Source organism: Clostridium senegalense JC122, from assembly GCF_000285575.1.
GTDB lineage: Bacteria > Bacillota > Clostridia > Clostridiales > Clostridiaceae > Clostridium_J > Clostridium_J senegalense.
This window is the reverse complement of the sequence record NZ_HE611051.1, coordinates 424,339-448,991: the sequence shown is the minus strand read 5'-3', so window position 1 is coordinate 448,991 and position 24,653 is coordinate 424,339. Positions and strand designations below refer to the sequence as shown.

The window sequence follows — 24,653 nt, the reverse complement described above, 5'->3', positions numbered from 1 at the left end:
AAAAGGTAAGTTGAGAATTACTAGGAACGAAGTGATTAGTAATAACCATAACTTTTAACTAAAATAATCTGTTAGTTATTGATAAAATATTAATTTGAGTTTTCTCATTTGATAAATGAATAAGTTTAAAATTTAATTTGGAACCTTATAGTGAAACAAAAGTTTGAATTTTGGGTTCTTATTTATCAATTTATGATAAAATTATTTATATATTAACAGTAAATTACAATTTGGGGGGACTACGATGAATTATGAAAATAAATTATCAAAAACAAGATTAATACTTAAAGATCTTTTTAGAAGTTTTAAGATATCGATTATAGTTTATTTAATTATGACTATATTAGGAGCTGTAATTGGGGTATTATATTGTTTATTAGGAGAGACACAGCTATCACTTAATGAAGTAGTTAAATTTATTATGTTTACTGGAATTTGGTGTTCGTGTTTTGGACTAGCCATATCAGGAATTGCTTTTATGAAACCAAGTACTATGGGGCCGTTAAATCATCAAAATGAATGGCGTAAGTATTATGGAAAGTTTAACCTAATAGGAGCTATATTGTCTACAAGTGTATATGTGTTAAGTTATTCATTAATATTAGATGTAATAATGCATAAGGTATAAAGGATATATAAATAGTGGAATATGATTTACATATTTGCCACTATTTTTTTTCCGATTTCTATTGCAATTCGATAAAATTTTTTCTATTATTAAACAATATAATAGAAAGTTGTGCTATAATGAAGTGAATAAAAGTCCAATGATTGTTATTTTCATTAAGATAGGAGTGTGAAGACTAGGAAATGATAGAATTTAAAAATGTTACGAAAGTGTATAACAATAATGTTTTAGCATTATCAAATTTAAATATAGAAATTAATAAAGGTGAGTTTGTTTTCTTGGTAGGACCAAGTGGATCAGGAAAATCAACTTTTATAAAAATGCTATTAAAGGAAGTTGACCCTACTGCAGGATCAGTAATAGTAGATGGTACTGATTTGAATGAAGTAACGCATAAACAGATTCCTTTTTATAGAAGAAAGATAGGGGTTGTTTTCCAAGATTTTAGACTAATACCAACTTTAAATGTTTATGAGAATGTTGCATTTGCATTAAGAGTTATAGGTGCATCTGATAAAGAAATACATAAAAAAGTACCACTAGTGTTATCTATGGTAGGACTTTCTAAAAAATATAAATCATTCCCAAATGAGTTATCTGGGGGAGAACAACAAAGAATATCAATAGCTAGAGCTATTGTTAATAGTCCGGCACTTTTAATTGCGGACGAGCCTACTGGAAACTTAGATCCTGAGACTTCATTAGAAATAATGGATATTATAAGTGATATAAATAGAGCAGGAACTACAGTTGTTATGGCTACTCATGCTAAAGATATCGTTGATACAATGAAAAAAAGAGTTATAGCTATAGAAAAAGGAACTGTAGCAAGAGATGAGGAAAGGGGTAAATACGGATATGAAATTTGATTCAGTTAAATATTTTTTTAAAGACTCATTTAAAAGTATTGTTAGAAACAAAACATTAAGTATGGCATCCGTTGCCACTGTTGCAGCTACATTTTTTATATTTGGTATAGTATCTCTTGTAATAGTAAATGTAAATAAAGCTGTAGATGAATTAGGTTCTAAAGTAGAAGCTAGAGTTTACTTAAAAGATGATATAAAAAAAGAAGAACTAGAAAAGCTTGAAAAAACTTTGAAAGCTACACCTGGTGTAGTAGAAGTAAGACTTGAAAGTAAAGATCAAGCTTTAGACAATGTAAAAAATCAATTAGATGATACAGAAAAATCTTTAATGGCTGGATTTGACAAGAAAAATCCATTTCCAAGTTCATACATAGTTAGAGTTAAAAATCCAGAATCTATAGATAATGTTGTAAAAAAAATTGATGGTCTTTCTGGAATAGAAAAAGTTAAAGATGCTAGAGATTTAATAAGTCAAGTAACTAAGATAACTAATTCAGTTACTATAGCGGGTTTAATTGGTTCTGTTGTGTTTATATTAGTGTCATTATTCCTTATAGGAAATACTATAAAAATAACAGTGTTTTCTAGAAAACGTGAAATTGGAATAATGAAATATGTAGGAGCAACTGATTGGTTTATAAGATGGCCATTTATAATAGAAGGTGTAATACTCGGTGTAATAGGAGCATTATTATCAATTTTAATTGTATTTTGTGCGTATGCTTTATTACAATCAAAATCCGCTAATGCATTTTTAGGATTTTCACTTATATCAAGTAGTTATATATTTAAAGTTCTAATATGGGAATTTATATTAGGGGGAATTTTAATAGGTTCTATAGGAAGTATATTGTCTATGAGAAAATTCCTAAAAGTTTAGTTTGAAATTTTAGTTTAAAGGTGCTGTCTTATTAAAGATAGCACTTTTTTTATAAATAAATAGATAATAATAAATTATTTTCTATTTAAAACATATACTATACTAGTACTTTAAAAATAAGTAGTAGAAAATATATATAATGTAAAGATTAATAAAAAGATGTTATAATTATTAAGTATTTACATAAATAATATATATATGTGAATTTAAGGAGTGAAGAAAATGAGTGATGAAAAGAAAGATTTAGCTCACATAGGGGGAAATAATAAAAAAAGTAATAGGCGAAGTAAATCCATTACATATACGGTGTTATTATTAATTCTAACTAATATAATTACTGCATTTGTAGTTACAATGGTTTCAGTTAGATTACCTAATGGAAAAGTGGTAGTAAGTCAAAAAACTTTTCAAAATGTATTAGCTTTTGAAAAATTATATACAATTAAAGATAAAATAGATAAATATTATATAGGGGATATAAATCAAGATAATTTAATAGAGGGTGCCGCTAAAGGTATGGCTGCTGCACTTGGTGATCCATATACAACATATATGAATCAAAAAGAGTTTACTGAGTTTACAACTCAAACTGGAGGAAGTTATGTTGGATTAGGGATACAAATAGGGGTTAAAGATAATAATATAGTTGTAGTATCAACATTTGAAAATTCTCCTGCTAAAGAAGCAGGTGTTATGGCTGGTGATATTATAATGTCAGTAAATGATACGCCAGTAACAGGTAATGAAGTAGATAAAGCAACCTCTATGATGAAAGGTAAAGAGGGGGAAACTGTAAAATTAATTGTTTCTAGAGCAGAAGAACAGATGAACATAGATGTTGTTAGAAAACAAATAGATTTAGTTACTGTAAATTATGAAATGATGGAAGATAAAATAGGATATATACAAGTATCTATGTTTGATGAGCATACAGCTAAAAACTTTGAAAATGCTTTAGCAAATCTATCAAAAGATGGTATGAAAAGTTTAGTAATAGATTTAAGGGAAAACCCAGGTGGTCTTTTAGACCAAACAGTTGAAATGAGTTCACAGTTTGTAGAACAAGGAAAAACAATAGTGTACACTGAAGATAAAAATGGAAATAGAAAAGATTATAATTCAGTAGGTGGAAACAGTATAGGAGTTCCTGTTACTGTATTATGCGATGGAAATAGTGCTAGTGCATCAGAAATATTTATAGGAGCACTTAAAGATTATGGTGTTGCAACAATTGTAGGTGAGAAAACTTTTGGTAAAGGTGTAGTTCAAACTACATTTTACAGAGATCAAGATGGATTTGGAGATGGTACTGCTTTAAAAGTTACTATTTCTAAATATTTTACTCCGAATGGAAAAAATATTCATGGAGTGGGAATAGAGCCAGATGTTAATGTTAAATATCCGGATGAATTAAAGGAAAAAGCTTATTCTAGAGAGAATGATCCACAACTTAAAAAAGCCTTAGAAATAGCAAGAGAAAAAATAAAATAGTTTATACGAATAACTAGTTAATGATGAGATGATTTTAAAATATAATATATAGAAAGGCTTATTTTATAACCTTTCTATATATTATGAAAATACTCACTAATTTAACTGGTTATTTTTATATATTATTTTTGATTTGGAAAGTTTTTAAAAAGATAATTTTAAAATTACTTACACTAAAAATAAAAATATAAGTTATAATTAATAAAGATTATTGAACAATTATTTGTTTTATCAAATATTTATGATATATTAATATAATTATAGTGACAATTGTAAATTTACAACATGATTAGGGGGATTTTTATTATGGAACTTTTAAAATACACGTTAACTCAAGTAGCATCTATACTTGTAAATCCTACATATTCAATGTTTTTAATATTAATTGGAGTTATTTTCTATTTAAAGAATAAAAAAATAACAAAATTGAATATATGGTGATGGGACAAAAAAATGTTTCTGCTTTTGAGTTGACAATATCTCAAATTGTTATAGGAATATTTGGAGGGACATTAGCTAGTATACTTATAACTTTTTTAGGTATTAATTTTGATGCACAGTCCAATGTATATATTATATTTATAATATCAATAATTTTAATGATGGTTAATCCTAGGTTTATATGCCTTTCTTATTCAGGTGCTATTTTGGGTCTATTTTCATTGATATTTTCATTGATAGCAGAACTTATGAATAAACCAGAAATTAATATTTTTGTAGTAGATATAATTAACTTAGTGGCATTGATTGGTATCATGCATTTTGTAGAAGGTATTTTAGTTATGGTTGATGGAAAAAGAGGTGCTATACCTATTTTTGGAAGTAGGGATAATAAAATTGTAGGTGGTTTTGCCTTTAAAAGATTATGGGCTCTTCCAGTAGTTTTACTTATGGCTATAGCAAATAACCATGGTATTACAGGTGATGCTATTAATGCTCCAGTTTGGTGGCCTTTATTAAATCATAAAGAAAATAAAATTTTATTTGAAACAATAGTACTAGCAGCACTTCCATTATATACTGTAGTTGGTTATACATCAGTTACTTTTACAAAAACAAAAGAAAAAAAGACATTAATATCAGGGTTATATATATCTTTATATGGATTAATATTAATAATATTAGCGCCTGTTGCAAAAACAGGTATTATAGCTAAATTTTTATTAGTGTTATTCATGCCAATAGCTCATGAATTAATGATGAAAATTCAAAGGAAAAGAGAGATTAATGGAGAACCTATATATATTAGTGACAATGAGGGAATTATGATTTTAGATGTTGCTAAAGATTCTTTTGGTGAAAAAATAGGATTAAAGTCAAAAGATATAATTTTAAATATAAACAATTTTGATATGAATGATGATGAATTTATTTTTAAATTTATGGAGCAAGTTCCAAATAATCTTTATATGGAAATAAAAAGGGGAACAGAAAAATTGTTTATAAATGAAACTATTGAAAAAAAAGTAAGACCTGGAATAGTAATAGTTCCAAGGATTGTACCAAATAAAAGTAAGGTCTTAAAAATTGAAAATACTTTTGAAGATATATTAAGAAAGATTAAGGAAAGAGATAAATCTGACAATTAATATAGAAAACTAATTAGAGTAAAGAGAGGGGTATCTATATGGGTGAGTTTAAAATACATTCTAAGTTTAAGCCAATGGGCGATCAACCTCAAGCTATTGAAAAGCTTGCTAAAGGTATAAAAAGTAGCAAAAAGTTTCAAACTTTACTAGGTGTAACTGGTTCGGGAAAAACATTTACTATGGCAAATATAATAGAAAATGTTCAAAAACCTACTTTGGTTTTAGCTCATAATAAGACTTTAGCAGCGCAGCTATGTTCAGAATTCAAAGAGTTTTTCCCTAACAATGCTGTCGAATATTTTGTTTCTTATTATGATTATTATCAGCCAGAAGCTTATGTAGCCCAAACTGATACTTATATAGAGAAGGATGCTAGTATAAATGATGAGATAGATAAACTAAGACATTCAGCTACAGCTTCTTTATTAGAGAGAGAAGATGTTATAGTTGTGGCTTCTGTATCTTGCATATATGGTTTAGGTAACCCTGAAGAATATAAAAAACTTACTGTATCAATAAGAGAAGGTATGGAAAAAGACAGAAACGAAGTAATTAGAAAATTAATTGATATACAGTATGAAAGAAATGATATAAACTTTGTTAGAGGAACTTTTAGAGTAAGAGGTGATGTTCTAGATATATTTCCGGTATCATCAACTAATAAGGGAATTAGAGTAGAATTTTTCGGAGATGAAGTAGATAAAATAAGGGAATTTGACGTTCTAACTGGTGAGATAATCTCAGGAATGAAGCATGTATCTATATTTCCAGCATCTCACTTTGCTACTTCAAAAGAAAAATTAGAAATAGCAATAGAGCAAATAGAGATGGAGCTTGATGAAAGGTTAGAGGAGCTTAAAAATCAGGATAAATTATTGGAAGCTCAAAGATTAAAACAAAGAACTAATTTTGATATAGAAATGATTAGAGAAGTTGGGTATTGTACAGGAATAGAAAATTATTCTAGAATATTAGATGGAAGAGCAAAAGGAACTCCACCACAAACATTAATGGACTTCTTTCCAGATGATTTTCTTTTATTTATAGATGAGAGTCATGTTACTCTTCCACAAATTAGAGCCATGTATGGAGGCGATAAGTCAAGAAAAACATCTTTGGTAGAGTATGGGTTTAGACTTCCTTCAGCTTATGATAATAGACCTCTAAAATTTGAAGAGTTTGAAGAAAAACTTAATCAAGTAGTTTTTGTAAGTGCCACACCAGGTCCTTATGAAAATGAACATTCACAAGAGGTTGCAGAACAAATAATAAGACCTACAGGACTTTTAGATCCAGAAATAGAGGTAAGACCAATAAAAGGGCAAATTGATGACTTATATGGTGAAATTAAAGAAACAATTTCAAAAGGTTTTAGGATATTAGTAACTACTTTAACTAAAAGAATGGCAGAAGATTTAACAAAATATTTAAAGGATTTAGGTGTTAAAACTACATATTTACATTCTGATATTGATACTATGGAAAGAATGAAGATAATAAGAGATTTAAGAATGGGTGAGTTTGATGTATTAGTTGGAATAAACCTTTTAAGGGAAGGATTAGATATTCCAGAAGTAGCCCTTGTTGCAATATTAGATGCAGATAAAGAAGGATTCCTACGTTCGGAGACATCTTTAATACAAACTACAGGTAGGGCTGCAAGAAATTCTGAAAGTAAGGTTATAATGTATGGAGATAGGATAACAAAATCTATGAAAAAGGCTATAGATGAAACTATAAGAAGAAGAGAAATACAAAATATATTTAATCAAAAGAATAACATTATACCAAGAACAATAATTAAGGATGTTAGAGAAATAATAGAAATATCCACAGTTGCAGAAGAAACTCTTGAATATAGTCCACAATTAGATAACAATGAAGTTGATATAACAAAAGAAATAGAAAAATTAGAAGAAGAAATGAAATTAGCTGCTAAGGATTTACAATTTGAACGTGCCGCTGAATTAAGAGATAGGATAAAACAATTAGATACTATTTTAAAAAATAATATAAATAAGTAAAAGTTTTTAATTTTTAAACTGCTAGAAGAAAAATTAAAAAATTAGAGGAGAAAATAATGAGAGATAAAATTTTTATAAAAGGAGCAAAAGTACATAATCTTAAAAATGTTGATTTAGAAATTCCAAGAGATAAGTTTGTTGTATTTACAGGACTTTCAGGATCAGGAAAATCTTCATTAGCATTTGATACATTGTATGCGGAAGGTCAAAGGCGTTATGTTGAGTCATTGTCTGCTTATGCAAGACAGTTTTTAGGGCAAATGAACAAACCGGATGTAGAATATATTGAAGGCTTATCTCCAGCAATATCAATTGATCAAAAAACTACAAGTAGAAATCCTAGGTCTACAGTAGGTACAATAACAGAAATATATGATTATTTAAGGTTATTATATGCAAGAGTTGGAACTCCTCATTGTCCTAAATGTGGAAAAGTAATAACTCAACAAACTGTAGACCAAATGGTTGACCAAATAATGAATTTAGAACATAGGACTAAAATACAAATTCTAGCACCTATAGTTAGAGGTAAAAAAGGAGAACATGTAAAAATCATAGAAAATATAAAAAAGAATGGTTATGTGAGAGCTAGAATAGATGGAACTATAGTAGATTTAATAGAAGAAGAAATAAATCTAGAAAAAATAAAAAACATACTATAGAAGTTATTATAGATAGACTAGTTGTAAAAGAAGATATAGAATCAAGGTTAGCGGATTCTATAGAAACTGCCTTAAAATTAGGAGAAGGTCTAATTATAGTAAATGTAATAGATGGTGAAGATATATTATTTAGTGAACATTTTGCTTGTATAGAATGTGGAATTAGTATAGGAGAAATGTCACCTAGAATGTTTTCATTTAATTCTCCTTTTGGAAAGTGTGATAAATGTGATGGTCTAGGTACATTGATGGAAATAGATGAAAATCTAATAATTCCTGATAAAAGCAAAAGCATACTTGAAGGGGCAATAGTCACATTTGGAGATAGTAGTTTAAAAGAAGATTCATGGACATTTTCTATATTAAAGGCTCTTAGTAAAGAATATAAATTTTCTTTAGATACACCAATAGAAAAATTACCAAGAGAAGTCTTAGATATAATATTATATGGAACTAATGGGAAGAGAGTAAAAGTAGAATATACTAAAGAATTTAGGACAGGAATATATAATCATGATTATGAAGGAGTAATAAATAATTTAAAACGTAGATACTTTGAGAGTAATTCTGATTATATAAAAAGAGAAATAGAGCAATATATGAGTGATAATCCATGTCCAAAGTGCAAAGGTGCACGTTTAAGTAAAGAAGCGTTATCTGTAACAGTAGGAGAAAAAAATATATTTGAATTTTGCATAATGGCTATAAACGATGAATTGAAATTCTTAGATGAATTAAAATTATCAGAGAAAAATAAAGTTATTGCAGAGCAAATTTTAAAAGAAATAAGAAGCAGATTAACATTTTTGATAGATGTAGGATTAAACTATTTAAACTTAACACGTTCTTCTGGAAGCTTATCAGGAGGAGAGGCCCAAAGAATAAGATTAGCAACTCAAATAGGATCAAGTTTAATGGGAGTATTATATATACTTGATGAACCAAGTATAGGACTTCATCAAAGGGATAATGATAGATTAATAAAAACACTTAAACATTTAAGAGATTTAGGTAATACATTAGTTATAGTTGAACATGATGAAGATACTATGAAAGCTGCAGATTTTATAGTGGATATAGGTCCTAAAGCTGGAGAGCATGGTGGAAATATTGTAGCTGCAGGAAGTATTGAAGAAATAATGAAATGTGATAATTCTATAACAGGTCAATACCTAAGTGGTAAAAAGAAAGTTCAAGTTCCAAAAGAGTTTAGAAAACCACAGGATAGAAAGATAACAGTTGTTGGTGCTAAACAAAATAATTTAAAAAATGTAACTGTAGACTTTCCATTAGGAGTATTAGTATCTGTTACAGGTGTATCAGGTTCAGGTAAAAGTACACTTGTTAATGAAATATTATATAAAGGATTAAATAAAATTTTAAATAATTCTAAAAAAATACCAGGATTATATAAAGAAATTAGAGGCTATGATCAAATAGATAAAATTATAAATATAGATCAAAGTCCAATAGGAAGAACACCAAGAAGTAATCCAGCAACATATACAGGTACTTTTGATTTAATAAGGGAAGTGTTTTCTACTGTTCCAGAAGCTAAGATGAGAGGATATAAACCAGGAAGATTTAGCTTTAATGTTAAAGGTGGTAGATGTGAGGCATGTAAAGGCGATGGAATAATAAAAATAGAGATGCAGTTCTTATCAGATGTTTATGTACCATGTGAAGTTTGTAAGGGAAAAAGATATAATAGAGAAACTTTAGAAGTGAAATATAAAGGTAAAAGTATAAATGACATATTGGAAATGACAGTGGAAGAGGCAATTAAGTTCTTTGAAAATCATACAAGAATAGTTAATAAACTTGCTACTTTAATGGATGTTGGACTAGGATATATAAGATTAGGTCAACCTTCAACTACATTATCTGGTGGAGAAGCGCAAAGAATAAAACTTGCATATGAATTATCTAAAAGGAGTACAGGTAAAACATTATATATATTAGATGAGCCTACTACTGGATTGCATATAGATGATGTAAATAAACTAATAGGAATATTACAAAGATTAGTTGACAGTGGGAATACAGTAGTTGTTATTGAACACAATTTAGATGTTATAAAGTGCTCTGATTATATTATAGATTTAGGTCCAGAGGGTGGAGAAAAAGGTGGAACTATATTATGTACAGGAAGTCCAGAGGATATATGTAAATGTAATAGTTCTTATACAGGACAATATTTAAAAAAGATGTTATAATTGACATGAAAAGCAATAAAAACTAATAAAATACTGAATAAAACAGCATTAAAAATGTTGTTTTATTTACTATAAGGAGTAATGCCTATGGCTAATTTCAGTTTTATATTTAAAATAATAATCGTTATAATAATTTATTGTATTATTTTTTATGCTCTAAAAATTATGTACAAAGATGTAAAAAATGAAGGCAAAAAGAAACCGAGAAAAACTAGTAGACTTAAATTTGGATTAGAAATTGTAAAACAGGGACAAAATCCAAATTTACAAGAAGGTTCCGTTATCCCATTAAATGAACAACTTACAATGGGAAGAGCGGAAGATAATACTGTTGTTCTAAAAGACAAATATGCATCGTCTCATCATATAAAAATATACATGAAAAATGGTGAGTACATATTAGAAGATCTAAAAAGTACAAATGGTACATTTGTGAATGATAGAGCAGTCTCCAATAAGATAGCCTTGAAAAAAGGATATATAATTAAAATTGGATCATCAGAATTTAAAGTTATTAACTAAAGATGGTGAAAGGAGAAGGTTATGCATAACTTAAAAGAAGAAAAACGAGTCTTAAGATTTACTTATTTATTAACAGTGATACTCTTTGTTAATGTAACCATAATTTCACCAACCTTTGATAAAGTATCTCTTGTTATGGGAGGTATGATGTGTGGGTTGTTAGGATATTCCCACTTTATAATAAGAAAATTTTATCCTGATGGAGATAAATATATATTATTATTCTCTAATCTTTTGGCAGTTATAGGAATAGCTATGCTTTCAAGATTAGATATTCCTATATCCGGAGGTGCTTTTATTGAAGAGGGAACTAGAACATTTTTGGCTGCAAAACAAATAATATTTTTTACTATTGGAATAGCAGCATTTATAATGGTTGTTGTAATACTTCCAGATCTTAAAAGTTTTAGTAATTACAAGTACGTTTACTTAGTCATAACAATAGTATTTATGTCAATGGGTACATTATTAGGTCAAACAATTGGTGGAGCAAAGAACTGGGTATCAATAGCTGGGTTTACTTTTCAACCATCTGAGTTTGGTAAAATAACTTTAGTAGCTTACTTAGCATCAGCTTTGAAAGATTACGGACAGGTTCCTAGTTATGTGAGAAAACTTTTTAATAAAGCAAATTCGAAATTAGAAAGTAAAAAAGAAGATATAAAACAGCTACAAGAAAATAATGTTGAAAATAAAGAAACAGTAAAAGACGAAGAAGTAAAAAGCGAAGAGATAAAAAAAGAAAAAGCGAAAAATAGAAATTTAAGTATAAATAACATACTAAGCTTAGCAGAACCAGCAGCAGTAGTAGCAATATGTCTAATGTTTATGCTATTACAAACAGATTTGGGATCTGCATTGATATTTTTTGGAATTTCGGTTACTATGTTGTACATTGCTACTTCAAAGAAAAAATATGTTTTAATATCATTAGGACTATTTGTAATTGGAGCAGTCGCAGGTTATTTCTTATTTGGTCATGTTAGGGTTAGGGTTATGATATGGAAAGATCCATGGAAATATGGATATAATGAAGGGTTACAATTAGTTCAAGGACTAATATCATTATCAGAAGGTGGAGTTTTTGGTACAGGATTAGGTCTTGGATATCCTAAATTTGTTCCAGTTGTAACTACAGACTTTATATTTTCAGCTATATGTGAAGAAATGGGAATACTTACAGGTATAGCAGTTATGTTAATATACTTTTTATTATTTTATAGATGTATTAGAGCTGCTATATATGTTAAAGATAAATTTTCAAGATTATTGGCAGTAGGATATAGTACTATGATAGCCTCTCAAGCATTGGTTATTATAGGAGGTGTTACAGGTGCCATACCTCTTACAGGAATAACATTGCCGCTAGTAAGTTATGGTGGAAGTTCCCTTTTAATAACTTATTTCTCACTTGGAATTATTCAAAAGATTTCAGAGGAGGGCAATAGAGATGAGTAATAATGAAAAAAATAACATAGCAGATAACATAAAAAAAGTACTTATAGTTTTTCTTGCATTCTTTATAGCTTTAATAAGTTATATAAACTATATTTATGTATTTAAAAGTGATGAATATAAAGAAAGTGCATTTAATAAAAGACATCAGGCAGAAAGAGATAAAGTACTTAGAGGAACGATATTTGACAGAGATATGAATGCGTTAACTAGTAGTGAAAAAAATGGAGAGTTTGATCAAACTAGAAAATATTTATATCCAGAGCAGTTTGCACATGTTATAGGTTACTACGATGTAGTGTATGGTTTAAGTGGATTAGAGAAAAAATTTGATAAAGTATTAAGTGGAAATGATCAGTTTTCATTAAAAAATTCTTTGGTAAAGATGAGGATGAAGTTGGAAATAGTATAGTTACTACTTTAGATAAGAATTTACAATTGGCAGCTTATGATGCATTGGGAGATCAAAAAGGATCAGTAGTGGCATTGAATCCTAAAACAGGAGAAGTGTTAGCTATGGTTTCTAAACCAACATTTAATCCTAATAACTTAGAGGAAATATGGGATGAATTATCACAGGATGAAGAAACTCCATTTTTAAATAGAGCAACTGCAGGATTATATGCGCCAGGTTCTACATTTAAAGTTGTTACGGCAATATCAGCAATAGAGAATATTTCAGACATAACAACTAGAACTTTTCAAGATGATGGTGTAATATACTTTAATGATACTACTTCATTGGAAAATTATGATAGAATACCACATGGTTCTATAAATTTAGAACAGGCTTTTTCAGTATCAAGTAATGTGGTTTTTGGAACTTTAGCAATGGAACTTGGAAATGATAAGTTAAAAGAAACAGCAGAAAAATTTTATTTTAATAAAGAAATTCCATCTTCAACATTAGTATTAGAAGACAGTAGTTTCCCAACATATAAAAAATATGAACAAGGAAATATTGCCCAAAGTGGTATAGGTCAAAGTGGTGTTTTAGCAAGCCCTATGGAAATGGCATTAATTGCAAGTACTGTTGCAAATGATGGTGTTATGATGGAACCTAATGTTGTTAAGGAAGTTGTAGATCCATCTGGAAATAAAGTTTCAGAGGTAGAATCAAAGGAAATAGGAGAAGTAATATCTCCAGAAACAGCACAGATTTTACAAAAATATATGAGAACAGTTGTCACTAGTGGAACAGCAACAAATGCAAATTTATGGAATGTTGAAGTTTGCGGTAAGACTGGAACAGCAGATCATGATAGTGGTGATAAAGTTCCGCATAGTTGGTTTATTGGTTTTGCACCTTATGAGAATCCAGAAATAGCTTTTGCAGTCATATTAGAAGAAGGCGGAAATTCATCAAGAAATGCTGCTGAGGTAGCTAAAGACATGTTAAGTAATTACTATGGAGAGTAAGTAATAACAAAGACATATTATCTAATATTTTAGGTGATATGTCTTTTTTTATTAATTTATGAGGATAATAATCCTTTATATGATATAATTTAATACTATTACTTTTTAATATACTTAAAGTAATGATTTTATACACAAATTATTCTTTTGTAGTATAATTTGTATAAGATATAGAATAAAACAGTAAATTAAAATTGAATTAAAATTTATTTTGATTTATTTATAAAAATAGAAGTTTGGTGTGAGGTGTTATATAATGACAGGAAAAACTCACCTAAGTGTAGGTGTAACAACCTTTATGTATTTTAGTGACAAATTACCTGGGAAATATGTAGTATTAAGTCTATTATTTACAATTATTGGGTCTATGTTTCCGGATATAGATCATCCTAAAAGTATACTTAATAAGTATCTGTTACCCTTTAGAAACAATACGACAAAAGTGGTAGTTTATCTATTTTTAGGCATTTTAATAATATACTTAGATATAACATATAAGGGATCTATGATATTAAAAATTGTAGGAATAAGTTCTATATTAATAGCACTATCACCACATAGGACAGGATTCACTCATAGTATTTTTGGAGCATTAATGACTACTTTTATTGTAGCTGCATTTGCGAAGGCATATAATTTTAAGAATTTGCAATATTATTTTATGCTAGGATATATAGGACATTTACTTTGTGATATGTGTACTAGAAAAGGTGTTCCACTTTTATATCCTATAAAAAATAATAAATTTAAATTTCCTATGGCATACAGTAGTAGTTCCAAAAGAGGTAAATTTATAGAGAATATAATTATATTAAGTAGTATAATTTATTCCACATTAAAATTGCCAACATTATTTTAAGGCTATAAGCAAAAAATTAAAGTACATATAGATAAACAAAAACTAATCTAAAATTGAAAATAATTATAAAAATGTTGAAGCAGTTTATATTAACCTTTAATATTAAGTAAAGGGGTGTTAATATTGTTTGATTTTCAATTTCAATTAAAAAATCTTCCAGATAATCCTGGAGTTTATATAATGAAAAATTTTCTAGGTGAAGTTATATATGTAGGAAAAGCTAAAAATTTAAAAAATAGAGTTAGACAATATTTTCAAAGCTCTAAAAATCATAGTGAAAAAGTTAAAGCCATGGTAAAACATATTTCTGAATTTGAGTATATAGTTACAGATTCTGAAATAGAGGCATTAATATTAGAATGTAATTTAATAAAAAAATATAGTCCTAAGTATAATATTTTACTTAAAGATGATAAAAGTTTTCCACTTATAAAAATAACAATGAATGAAGAATTTCCAAGAGTAATAGTTACAAGGTCAATATTAAATGATGGAGCTAAGTATTTTGGTCCATATACAGATGCATCAGCAGTTTATGAAACCTATGATTTAATAAAAAAGACGTTTCCGTTAAGAACTTGTAGAAAGAATATAACTCTAGAAGGAAAAAATACACGACCTTGTTTAAATTATCATATAAACTTATGTAAAGGTCCTTGTGACAAACTTATAAATAAAGAAGAATATATGGTTATAGTTAACAACGTTATAGATGTATTAAATGGAAAAAATAAAGAAGTAATAAATTTAATAAAGAGAGAAATGGAAGATGCAGCTATGAATTTAGAATTTGAAAAAGCTGCTAATTTAAGAGATAAATTAATTGCCATAGAAAAGATAAATGAAAAGCAAAAAATTATAAGTTCACATTTTGAAAATGAAGACTTTATTGCTATATCTCAAGATGAAAAAGATAGTTGCATTCAGATATTCTTTTTAAGAGATGGTAAAATACTGGGACGAGAACATTTTATATTAAATGATACTGGTACAGAAGAAAAAGGTAGAGTAGTGACAGAGTTTATAAAAAGTTTTTATGGTGGCACTGCATTTATACCTAAGCAGATATATGTTACATATATAGAAGACAAAGATATTATTGAGGAATATCTAACCCTTAAAAAAGAGTATAAAGTAAATATAAAAGTTCCTATAAAAGGTGAGAAGAAAAAACTATTAGAGATGGTAGAAAAAAACTCTAGTCATGCTTTAGAAATGTTTAAATTAAAAGATAAAACTGATAAAGAACTACAAAATAAAGTGTTGAAAGAATTACAGGAAGTATTGAATTTAGAATATACTCCTAATAGAATAGAAGCTTATGATATATCTAATATAATGGGAGTAGATTCTGTTGGTACTATGGTAGTATTTCAAGATGGAAAAGCTAAAAATAGTGATTATAGAAGATTTAAAATAAAAACAGTAGATGGACCTAATGATTACGAATCTATGAGGGAAATATTAACACGTAGATTTAAACATGGATTAGATGAAATAAGAAAAATACAAAATAATGAAATAAATTTAACAGCAGGAAAATTTTCTATTTTTCCTGATTTAATTATGATGGATGGTGGCAAGGGCCAAGTAAATATAGCTTTAGAAGTGTTAAATGAATTAAATATAAATATTCCTGTATGTGGTATGGTTAAAGATGATAAGCATAGAACAAGAGGGTTAATCTATGAAAATCAAGAATTATATATAGAATCTAATACAAAACTTATAAATTTAATTACTAAAATACAAGACGAAGTACATAGATTTGCTATAACTTATCATAGGTCACTTAGAAGTAAGACTACTCTTCATTCTGTATTGGAGGATATACCATATATAGGTAATAAACGTAGAAGGCAACTTTTAAAAGAATTTATAACTGTTGAAAATATAAGAAAAGCAACAGATGAAGAAATATTAAACTTACCATCTATGGATAAAAAATCACTAGAAAGTTTAAGAAAAAATTTATAGTGTTTACTATATAGATTTAAAATTTAAATTTAAATCTATGTACAAAGGGATATAATAAAAATAAGATTAACTTTAGAAAAATTTTAATATTATACTTAGAGCTAAATTTGTACATATACTTATTTTAAATCTTTAATATGTACAAAGAAAGGAGAAAATATGAAAGCTGTAGTTGATGTTCATACACATACTGTTTCAAGTGGTCATGCATATAATACTTTATTAGAGAATATAAAGGAAGCTTCGAATAAAGGAATAAAAATATTAGGTGTTTCAGATCATGGTCCAGATATGCCAGGAGGACCACATATTTTCCATTTTGCAAACTTAGATGATATTCCAAGAAAACTTTATGGAGTGAAAATATTAAGAGGTTGTGAAGCAAATATAATTGATTATGAAGGAAATTTAGACATACCTGAAAGAATAGCTAGAAGATTAGACTATATGATTGCAAGTTTACATGATGTTTGTATAAAATCTGGTACAATAGAAGAAAACACAAATGCAATTATAGGTGCTATAAAAAATAAAGATGTATTTATAATTGGTCATTCAGGAAATCCTAAATTTCCTATAGATATGGAAAGAGTAGTTATAAAGGCTAAAGAAGAAGATAAAATAATAGAGCTTAATAACAGTTCATTTGTAAGTTCTAGAAAAGGTAGCGATAAGAATTGTTATAAGATAGCAGAACTCTGTAAACAATATGGTGTTAAGATGATTTTTGGAAGCGATGCACATAACTGCTTTAATATTGGTGAATTTTCAATGGTTGAAAAATTAGTTGAAGATATAGGTTTTCCAAAAGAGCTTATAATGAATTATGATGAAAAAATGTTTACAGATTATTTACAAGGAAAAGGAAAAAATATATAGTAATTATTGATAAATAACATGGTAATAAATTATACTATAGATATGTAAATATTTTGTGAAAGAGGTAAGAGATGAGTCAGAAGAAAGAATTGATTAATGAATTAAAACTTGTATTAAAGGAAGAAAATATAGAATTTGATTCACCTATGAAAGATCATATAACTTTTAAAGTTGGAGGTCCTGCTGATATCTTAGTTTATCCAACTAATTATGAAGAAGTTATTTCCATAATAAAATTATGCAAAAAATATGAAAGTAATTATTTTATATTAGGAAATGGCTCAAATTTGCTGGTTAAAGATGGAGGTATAAGAGGTGTTGTTGTAAAGTTTAGTAAATTAAATAATATAAAAGTTGAAGAGGATAGAGTTATTGCACAAAGTGGAGCTAAGCTATGTGATGTAACTAGTAAATCTTTAAAGGCATCTTTAAAAGGTTTTGAATTTGCTTGTGGAATACCAGGAAGTATAGGCGGAGCTACTACTATGAACGCAGGTGCTTATAATGGATGCATGGCAGATGTTGTTGAAAGTGTGTTAGTAGTTGATAAAGAAGGTAATTTAATAAAACTATCTAAGGAAGATTTAGAGTTTGGATACAGGCATAGTGTAGTAATGACTCATAATTATATAGTTTTAGAAACTACTTTAAAATTAATAAGACATAATAGTGAAGATATAAAAACAAGAATAGATGATTTAACAGATAAAAGGAATTCTAAACAACCCTTAGAGTATGCTTCTGCTGGAAGTACTTTTAAAAGACCAGAAGGACATTTTGCAGGTAAATTAATACAAGATGCAGGATTAAAAGGAAAAAGTGTAGGTGGAGCAGAAGTTTCTACTAAACATTCAGGATTTATAATTAATAAAGGAAATGCAACAGCAAAAGATATATTAGATCTTATAGCGTTGGTTCAAAAAGAGGTTAAAGAACAGTTTGATGTTGATTTATATCCGGAAGTAAGAATAATAGGTGAAGATAAATAAATTATAATAAATTAAAAGCAACTGCTAATGCAGTTGCTTTTTTTATAAACTTAAAACTTCCTTTAATGCATTTATAAATACTATATTTTGTTCTTTAGTACCTATACTTAGTCTTATCCAACCAGGCATTCCTAAGAAACTTCCAGGTCTTATTATAACACCACGTTTAAGTAACTCATTAAATAAATTTATATCATCTTTTTTAGTATCAAACATTATAAAGTTTGTATTACTTTTAATATATTCTAAACCTAGATTTTCAAGTTCTTTATATAAGTATTCTTTACAATCTTTATTAGTACTATGAACTAATTTTATAAAATCTTGGTCCTCTAATGCGGTAACAGCTGCCTTTTGTGCAAATAAGTTTACATCAAAAGGTCCAATAACTCTATTGAAATATCCACCAAGTTCTTTACTTGCAATACCATAACCACATCTCAATGCCGCTAAGCCATAAGCTTTAGAAAATGTTCTAAGAATTATCATATTTGGATATGATGGTAATAAACTTAAAGAATCAGGATAATCATCATCAGTTACATATTCTATATAAGCTTCATCCATAACTACTATTACGTGTGAAGGTATTTTTTTAAGAATATTTTCAAGTTCAGATTTAGTAAATATTGTGCCTGTAGGGTTATTAGGATTACATAACCAAATAATTTTTGTTTTTTCAGTAATTGCATTAACCATGGCATCTAAATCTAAACCATGATTCTTCATTGGAATTTGAATAACTTTTCCACCCATAAGTTTAGTGGAATCAATGTATCTTGAAAAAGTTACTTCACCCATTATAGATTCATCACCAGAATTTAAAAAAGTATTACAAATAACTTTTATAAGTGAATCTGAACCTGTACTACAAAAAATTTGATCAAAATGAACATTATTTTTTTTAGCTATATTATATTTTAATTCATAGTTAGAAGCATCTGGATACATATTAGCTTCATCTATCATATTTTTTAAAACAGCTTTAACTTTTTCAGAACAACCTAATGGATTTTCATTAGATGCTAATTTTATAACTTCATTTAAACCTAATTCTCTTTTTACTTCATCTATAGGCTTACCTGCTTTATAGACATTTAAGTTTAGTATTTCTGATCTAACTGCATAATTCATAATATAACCCCCTCGTTGTTTTTTGAAAATTTTGTTTATTCCTCTGTTATAGATTTTACTATTAAAATAAAAATTTTCAATAATATTACAAATTATTAAAAATTTATTAACTTTTACTTTTAATAGCTAAAAATCAGCACTTTAACGTGATATATAATATAATTATTTTTTGAAATTCATTAAAAAATTAAAGAAATAGGAAGTATTTTACAAGTAAACTATGGAGAATTTATAGAAGCTACTTTATTATTTAATAATGGAATAAATATGCTTAAAAGGATATAGGTATTACTATAATGGATTTTATTTTCTTAAATTAAATATGTTATAATATTATAATGTATGATTATATAAATATAGTTAAAGAGGTTATAAGAATATTACTATAAATATTTATTGATTTTTTTATTAAGAAATATTATAGTATATTAGTTAAAAAATTAAGAATAGAAATTTAAGAAAATCAGAAATAAATTAAAATAGAAGATTAGTTTACTATTTAGTGATATAATTTAAAAAAATTTAAATATAAAAAGGATGGTTTAGTATGAGATTTGTTATAGTTACTGGAATGTCAGGGGCAGGAAAAACTCAAGCTATGAGAAGTCTTGAAGATTTAGGATATTTTTGTGTAGATAATTTACCTCCTACATTAATTCCTAAATTTGCAGAGGCATGTTATCAAACAGAAGGAAAAATAGATAAAATAGCTGTAGTAGTAGATATAAGAGGAAGAAAATTTTTCGATGACTTATTTGCAAGTCTAAAGGTTCTTAAAGAACATGGTTATAATGATTATGAAATGCTATTTCTAGAGGCTACAGATGAAGTTTTAGTTAAAAGATATAAGGAATCTAGAAGAAAACATCCTTTAGCACCAGAGGGAAGAATATTAAATGGTATAACTATAGAGAAGAAGAAACTAAAAGAAGTTAGAGAAAAAGCTAATTATATAATAGATACAACTAAACTTAGTAATAAAGAATTAAATGAAGAAATAATAACTATATTAGGAGAGCAGGGACAAATAGAAACAAAACTTTTTGTAAATGTGCTATCTTTTGGTTTTAAATATGGAATTCCTGTAGATGCAGATTTAGTTTTTGACGTTAGATTTTTACCAAATCCATATTATATTGCAGAGCTTAAACCATATTCAGGTAAAGATATTCCAGTTAGGGATTATGTATTAAGTAAAGATGAAACGAAAATATTTATAGATAAGTTAAGTGATATGTTACATTTTCTTTTACCAAATTATAAAAAAGAGGGTAAAAGACAGCTTATAATAGCAATTGGATGTACTGGTGGAAGACATAGATCTGTAGCAATAGCAAATAAAATTTATGAGGTTTTAGAAAATAGTGGGTATACTGTTACTATAGACCATAGAGACATAAATGAAGATGTTAGTAGAGGAGCTGGAAAGCTATGAGGCTCAAGTACTGGCTTAGGCCAGGTTTAGGGATTAAAAGATGGGTGTTTTATATTATATTAGGCTCTTGTTTATGTGCATTTGGAGGTTTGAAATTAGTAGATTCAATAAGAGATAAAAACGTTGATTTTATGTTCTTATTTGTAGGATTAGTAGGATCAGCAGTATTTTATTATGGACTAACAAGATATGGGGCAAAAATGTTGTCTTTAGGAAGTTTGGACATAGGAAATGATGGAATAGAAAGTAAATCACTTCCAGAAATTTTATATGAAAGAAAAGTTCTTATTAATGGTCCTAAAATAGTAGTTATAGGGGGAGGAACAGGACTATCTACACTACTTACTGGTTTGAAAAAATATACAAGTAACATAACAGCTATAGTTACTGTCGCAGATGATGGTGGTGGGTCAGGAGTATTGCGAAAAGATTTAGGTATGTTGCCACCAGGAGACATAAGAAACTGCATAACAGCATTGGCGTATACGCAACCTGTTATGGAGGATTTATTTAGGTACAGATTTAAAGAAGGAGCCTTAGAAAATCAAAATTTTGGGAATCTATTTTTAGCAGCTATGCATGGAATATCAGATAATTTTAATGAAGCTGTGAAGAAAACGTGTTCGGTTTTAGCAGTAAAGGGAAGGGTAGTACCTGTAACTTTAGATAATATAACTTTATGTGCTAAATTAAAAAATGGAAAGATTGTAAAAGGGGAGTCTAATATACCTAAAGAGTGTATAAAAGACAATACAAGCATAAATAAGGTGTATATAGAACCATCTAAAGCTAAAGCTATAGATGAGGCTATAGATGCTATATTAGAAGCTGATGCAGTTGTTTTGGGGCCAGGTAGTCTATATACAAGTATAATTCCTAATCTTTTAGTTGACGGAATTACTGAAGCTATAGAAAAAAGTAATGGCCTTAAAATATATATATCAAATATATTAACTCAAATGGGTGAAAGTGATAATTATTCTGTAGAAGATCACATAAAAGCAATATATAAGCACTCATCAGATAAAGTTATAGATTATGCAATAGTAAATGATGCAGAGTTAAGCGAAAAAGATAAATCCAGATGTGTGCATGATGATTATTACTTAGTAAAACAAGACAATAAAAAAAATAAAAAAATGAAAATTCAATATATAAAAGGAAATTTTATAAAATTAAATGAAAAGGGCCATATAAAACACAATGAAGATAAGTTGGCAGCAACGTTAGTAGAAACAGTACTTAGAAAAAGTTTATTTTATGATGATAAAAGAATCATAGAGTTTTTTTATTTATCACATATGTTAAAAGAATCTAGAAAGAGTAGGGAGAAAAAATAAAGATGTCATTTTCACTAAAGGTAAAAAATGAAGTTTGTAGATATGTAGAATTAAGTAAAGAAGAAGCTATAGCAGAGCTTTCAGGTATAATGAGAGCTAGTGGTACATTAGGTATAGGAGCTAATAGAAGCTTGAATTTTAAAATCATAACTGAAAATCCTGCTATAGCTAGATTAATATTCAAGTTGTTAAAAGAGCATTTTGATATACACACTCAAGTCATAGTAAAAAGAAGTAATTCATTAAAGAAAAATAATGTTTATATAGTTATGATAAAAGAAGATATGAATGTAAAGCAGTTACTATTAGATGTAGGTATACTTACTGAAGAAAGTTTTTTTAGTCTGAATTATACAATTTCTAAAAGTATGGTTGAAGATGTTAATGCTAAAAGAGCTTATATAAGAGGTGCATTTCTAGGTGGGGGTAGCATAAGTAATCCAGAAAAAACATACCATTTAGAATTTGTAACTCATAATTTAGATTATGCTAATGAATTAAGCAAATTAATAAATGAATATGGATTATCTTCTAAAGTTATACAAAGAAAAAGTAGTTATGTTGTATATATAAAAGAGGGAGAACAAATTGTAGATTTATTAAATATAATAGGTGCTCATAGTTCTCTTTTAGAATTAGAAAATATAAGAATAATGAAAGAGATGAGAAATAATGTAAATAGGCTTGTTAATTGTGAAACTGCTAATTTAAGTAAAACTGTAAATGCAGCGGTAAGACAAATTGAGAGTATAAAGCTTATTCAAAGGGAAATAGGCCTTAATAGACTAGCTAAAAACTTGAGGGAAATAGCAGAATTAAGATTAGAATATCCAGATGAGTCATTAAAAGAATTAGGTGCTATGCTTAATCCACCTGTAGGAAAGTCTGGGGTAAATCACAGATTAAGAAGAATTGAAAAAATAGCTGAAGAACTTAGGAAGGAAGAATGGTAGTTAATGTCAAAACATGAAGAAATTATAAAATTTATACTTTCATTAGATATAGGAACTAAAATCTCTGTAAGGGGAATAAGTAACGGCTTAGGTGTTAGTGAAGGAACAGCATATAGAGCTATAAAAGAGTGTGAAACCATAGGAATAGTAAATACAATACCTAGGGTTGGAACGGTGAGAGTAGAAAAATTAGAAAAAAGACATATAGATAAACTAACATTTAAAGACGTTGTAGCTATTGTTGAAGGCACAATTTTAGGTGGAAATGCTGGGTTAGAAAGAACGTTAGAACGATTTGTAATAGGTGCCATGGAAGTTGAAAGTATACATAAATATATAGATGCAGATTGTTTGTTTATTGTTGGAAACAGAGAACTTGCACAAAAGCTCGCTTTAGAAAAACAATGCGCAGTCTTAGTAACTGGAGGTTTTGAGTGTAGTGATAGAATAAAAGAATTAGCTAATAAAAATGGACTGCCATTGATATCATCAACTTATGATACTTTTACAGTAGCAAGTATGATAAACAAGGCATTGTTTGAAAATAATATAAAAAAAGATATAATTTTAGTAGAAGATATTATGGGGAATAGTCCTACTTGTCTTAGCAGTGGTGATACTATAAAAACTTTAAAAAAATTGGTGCGAGAAACTGGCCATGAAAGATATCCAGTAATAGATAATGAAGCAAGGGTGGTAGGAATTGTTACATTAGCAGATATACCTAATGATACTAATGATGACGATATAATAGATACAATCATGGTAAAAAAGCCTATAGTTGTAATGCCAACAACTACACTTGCTTATGCTGCACATATAATGGCTTGGGAAGGTATAAAGTTATGTCCAGTTGTAAATAGAAATAAATTAGTTGGAATTATTTCACGTGAGGATGTAATAAAAGCTATGCAGATAGCAATTAGGCAGCCACATGTTGGTGAAACTATGGATGATTTAATAATAAAAAATTTTAAGTTTGAGCCAACAAGTAAAGATAAGGTTCATTTTTGGGGGGAAATTGTTCCAGAAATGCTAGATTCTATAGGAACAGCTTCGTGGAATGCATTAAATATGTTATTATCAACTATGGGAACTATGGCTTTAAGACAAAATAACGTAAACGCAAATATTGCAATAGATAGTTTTTCATCTTATTTTATGAAACCTGTTCAAATGGGAAGAGTTATAGATATATATGCAGAAGTTGTAGATGTAGGAAGATACTATTCAAAAGTAGATATATCAATTTATAATAGTGACAAATTGTTAATAGCGAAGGCAATGCTTTCAGCTAAAATGTTAAAAAAATAATGTTTTCAGACATATAAA

General features: G+C 27.9%; 18 protein-coding genes and 2 pseudogenes. 19 read left to right on the top strand and 1 reads right to left on the bottom strand.

What is annotated here, in order from left to right; translation table 11 throughout:
• Positions 1-244 precede the first annotated feature (244 nt).
• From CSGHG_RS10230 to murB, 15 genes and pseudogenes are all read left to right on the top strand, one after another.
• A complete protein-coding gene (locus CSGHG_RS10230) occupies positions 245-628 on the top strand; it encodes a hypothetical protein (RefSeq protein WP_010294736.1) in 384 nt (127 codons plus the stop codon).
• Positions 629-810: 182 nt separating this feature from the next.
• Positions 811-1,497, top strand: a complete 687-nt coding sequence (gene ftsE / locus CSGHG_RS10225) for a cell division ATP-binding protein FtsE (RefSeq protein ID WP_010294733.1) — start codon at positions 811-813, stop codon at positions 1,495-1,497.
• Complete coding sequence (gene ftsX / locus CSGHG_RS10220; RefSeq protein WP_010294730.1) at positions 1,487-2,377, top strand: permease-like cell division protein FtsX; 891 nt, start codon at positions 1,487-1,489, stop codon at positions 2,375-2,377. The genes ftsE and ftsX overlap by 11 nt, the downstream gene beginning before the upstream one ends.
• A gap of 222 nt (positions 2,378-2,599) precedes the next feature.
• The gene (locus CSGHG_RS10215) at positions 2,600-3,868 is read left to right on the top strand and encodes a S41 family peptidase (protein WP_010294728.1); all 1,269 of its coding nucleotides are present in this window, start codon (positions 2,600-2,602) and stop codon (positions 3,866-3,868) included.
• A gap of 306 nt (positions 3,869-4,174) precedes the next feature.
• Positions 4,175-4,309, top strand: coding sequence for a hypothetical protein (locus CSGHG_RS24660; RefSeq protein ID WP_268869858.1), 135 nt, complete (start codon positions 4,175-4,177; stop codon positions 4,307-4,309).
• The gene (locus CSGHG_RS20490) at positions 4,309-5,457 is read left to right on the top strand and encodes a Do family serine endopeptidase (RefSeq protein WP_010294726.1); all 1,149 of its coding nucleotides are present in this window, start codon (positions 4,309-4,311) and stop codon (positions 5,455-5,457) included. The genes CSGHG_RS24660 and CSGHG_RS20490 overlap by 1 nt, the downstream gene beginning before the upstream one ends.
• A gap of 38 nt (positions 5,458-5,495) precedes the next feature.
• Entirely contained in the window at positions 5,496-7,481 is a 1,986-nt protein-coding gene (gene uvrB, locus CSGHG_RS10205) for an excinuclease ABC subunit UvrB (protein WP_010294724.1), read from the top strand.
• Between the two features lie 56 nt (positions 7,482-7,537).
• Positions 7,538-10,359 (top strand): annotated as a pseudogene (uvrA, locus tag CSGHG_RS20485) (excinuclease ABC subunit UvrA).
• A gap of 87 nt (positions 10,360-10,446) precedes the next feature.
• Positions 10,447-10,881 (top strand): FHA domain-containing protein, encoded by a 435-nt coding sequence (locus tag CSGHG_RS10195; RefSeq protein ID WP_010294721.1) that lies wholly within the window; start codon positions 10,447-10,449, stop codon positions 10,879-10,881.
• Between the two features lie 21 nt (positions 10,882-10,902).
• Complete coding sequence (locus tag CSGHG_RS10190; RefSeq protein ID WP_010294719.1) at positions 10,903-12,339, top strand: FtsW/RodA/SpoVE family cell cycle protein; 1,437 nt, start codon at positions 10,903-10,905, stop codon at positions 12,337-12,339.
• Positions 12,332-13,755: pseudogene (locus CSGHG_RS20480) on the top strand (peptidoglycan D,D-transpeptidase FtsI family protein). The gene CSGHG_RS10190 and the pseudogene CSGHG_RS20480 overlap by 8 nt, the downstream one beginning before the upstream one ends.
• 256 nt (positions 13,756-14,011) lie before the next feature.
• Positions 14,012-14,614: a metal-dependent hydrolase gene (locus CSGHG_RS10180; RefSeq protein ID WP_010294711.1), complete on the top strand. Its 603-nt coding sequence runs from the start codon at positions 14,012-14,014 to the stop codon at positions 14,612-14,614.
• 123 nt (positions 14,615-14,737) lie between these two features.
• Complete coding sequence (uvrC, locus tag CSGHG_RS10175) at positions 14,738-16,591, top strand: excinuclease ABC subunit UvrC (protein ID WP_010294709.1); 1,854 nt, start codon at positions 14,738-14,740, stop codon at positions 16,589-16,591.
• Positions 16,592-16,750: 159 nt separating this feature from the next.
• Entirely contained in the window at positions 16,751-17,470 is a 720-nt protein-coding gene (locus CSGHG_RS10170; protein WP_010294707.1) for a phosphatase, read from the top strand.
• A gap of 71 nt (positions 17,471-17,541) precedes the next feature.
• A complete protein-coding gene (gene murB, locus CSGHG_RS10165) occupies positions 17,542-18,459 on the top strand; it encodes a UDP-N-acetylmuramate dehydrogenase (protein ID WP_010294704.1) in 918 nt (305 codons plus the stop codon).
• A gap of 42 nt (positions 18,460-18,501) precedes the next feature.
• Here murB and hisC read toward each other — a convergent pair whose 3' ends face one another.
• A complete protein-coding gene (gene hisC / locus CSGHG_RS10160) occupies positions 18,502-19,593 on the bottom strand; it encodes a histidinol-phosphate transaminase (protein ID WP_010294702.1) in 1,092 nt (363 codons plus the stop codon).
• Positions 19,594-20,140: 547 nt separating this feature from the next.
• Here hisC and rapZ point away from each other — a divergent pair.
• From rapZ to CSGHG_RS10140, 4 genes are read left to right on the top strand one after another with little or no spacing between them, the layout of a single operon-like run.
• The gene (rapZ, locus tag CSGHG_RS10155; RefSeq protein WP_010294701.1) at positions 20,141-21,028 is read left to right on the top strand and encodes an RNase adapter RapZ; all 888 of its coding nucleotides are present in this window, start codon (positions 20,141-20,143) and stop codon (positions 21,026-21,028) included.
• Entirely contained in the window at positions 21,025-22,368 is a 1,344-nt protein-coding gene (locus tag CSGHG_RS10150; RefSeq protein ID WP_010294700.1) for a gluconeogenesis factor YvcK family protein, read from the top strand. The genes rapZ and CSGHG_RS10150 overlap by 4 nt, the downstream gene beginning before the upstream one ends.
• A 2-nt stretch (positions 22,369-22,370) precedes the next feature.
• Positions 22,371-23,321, top strand: a complete 951-nt coding sequence (gene whiA, locus CSGHG_RS10145; RefSeq protein ID WP_010294699.1) for a DNA-binding protein WhiA — start codon at positions 22,371-22,373, stop codon at positions 23,319-23,321.
• Between the two features lie 3 nt (positions 23,322-23,324).
• The gene (locus CSGHG_RS10140) at positions 23,325-24,635 is read left to right on the top strand and encodes a DRTGG domain-containing protein (protein ID WP_010294698.1); all 1,311 of its coding nucleotides are present in this window, start codon (positions 23,325-23,327) and stop codon (positions 24,633-24,635) included.
• The last annotated feature ends 18 nt before the right edge of the window (positions 24,636-24,653 follow it).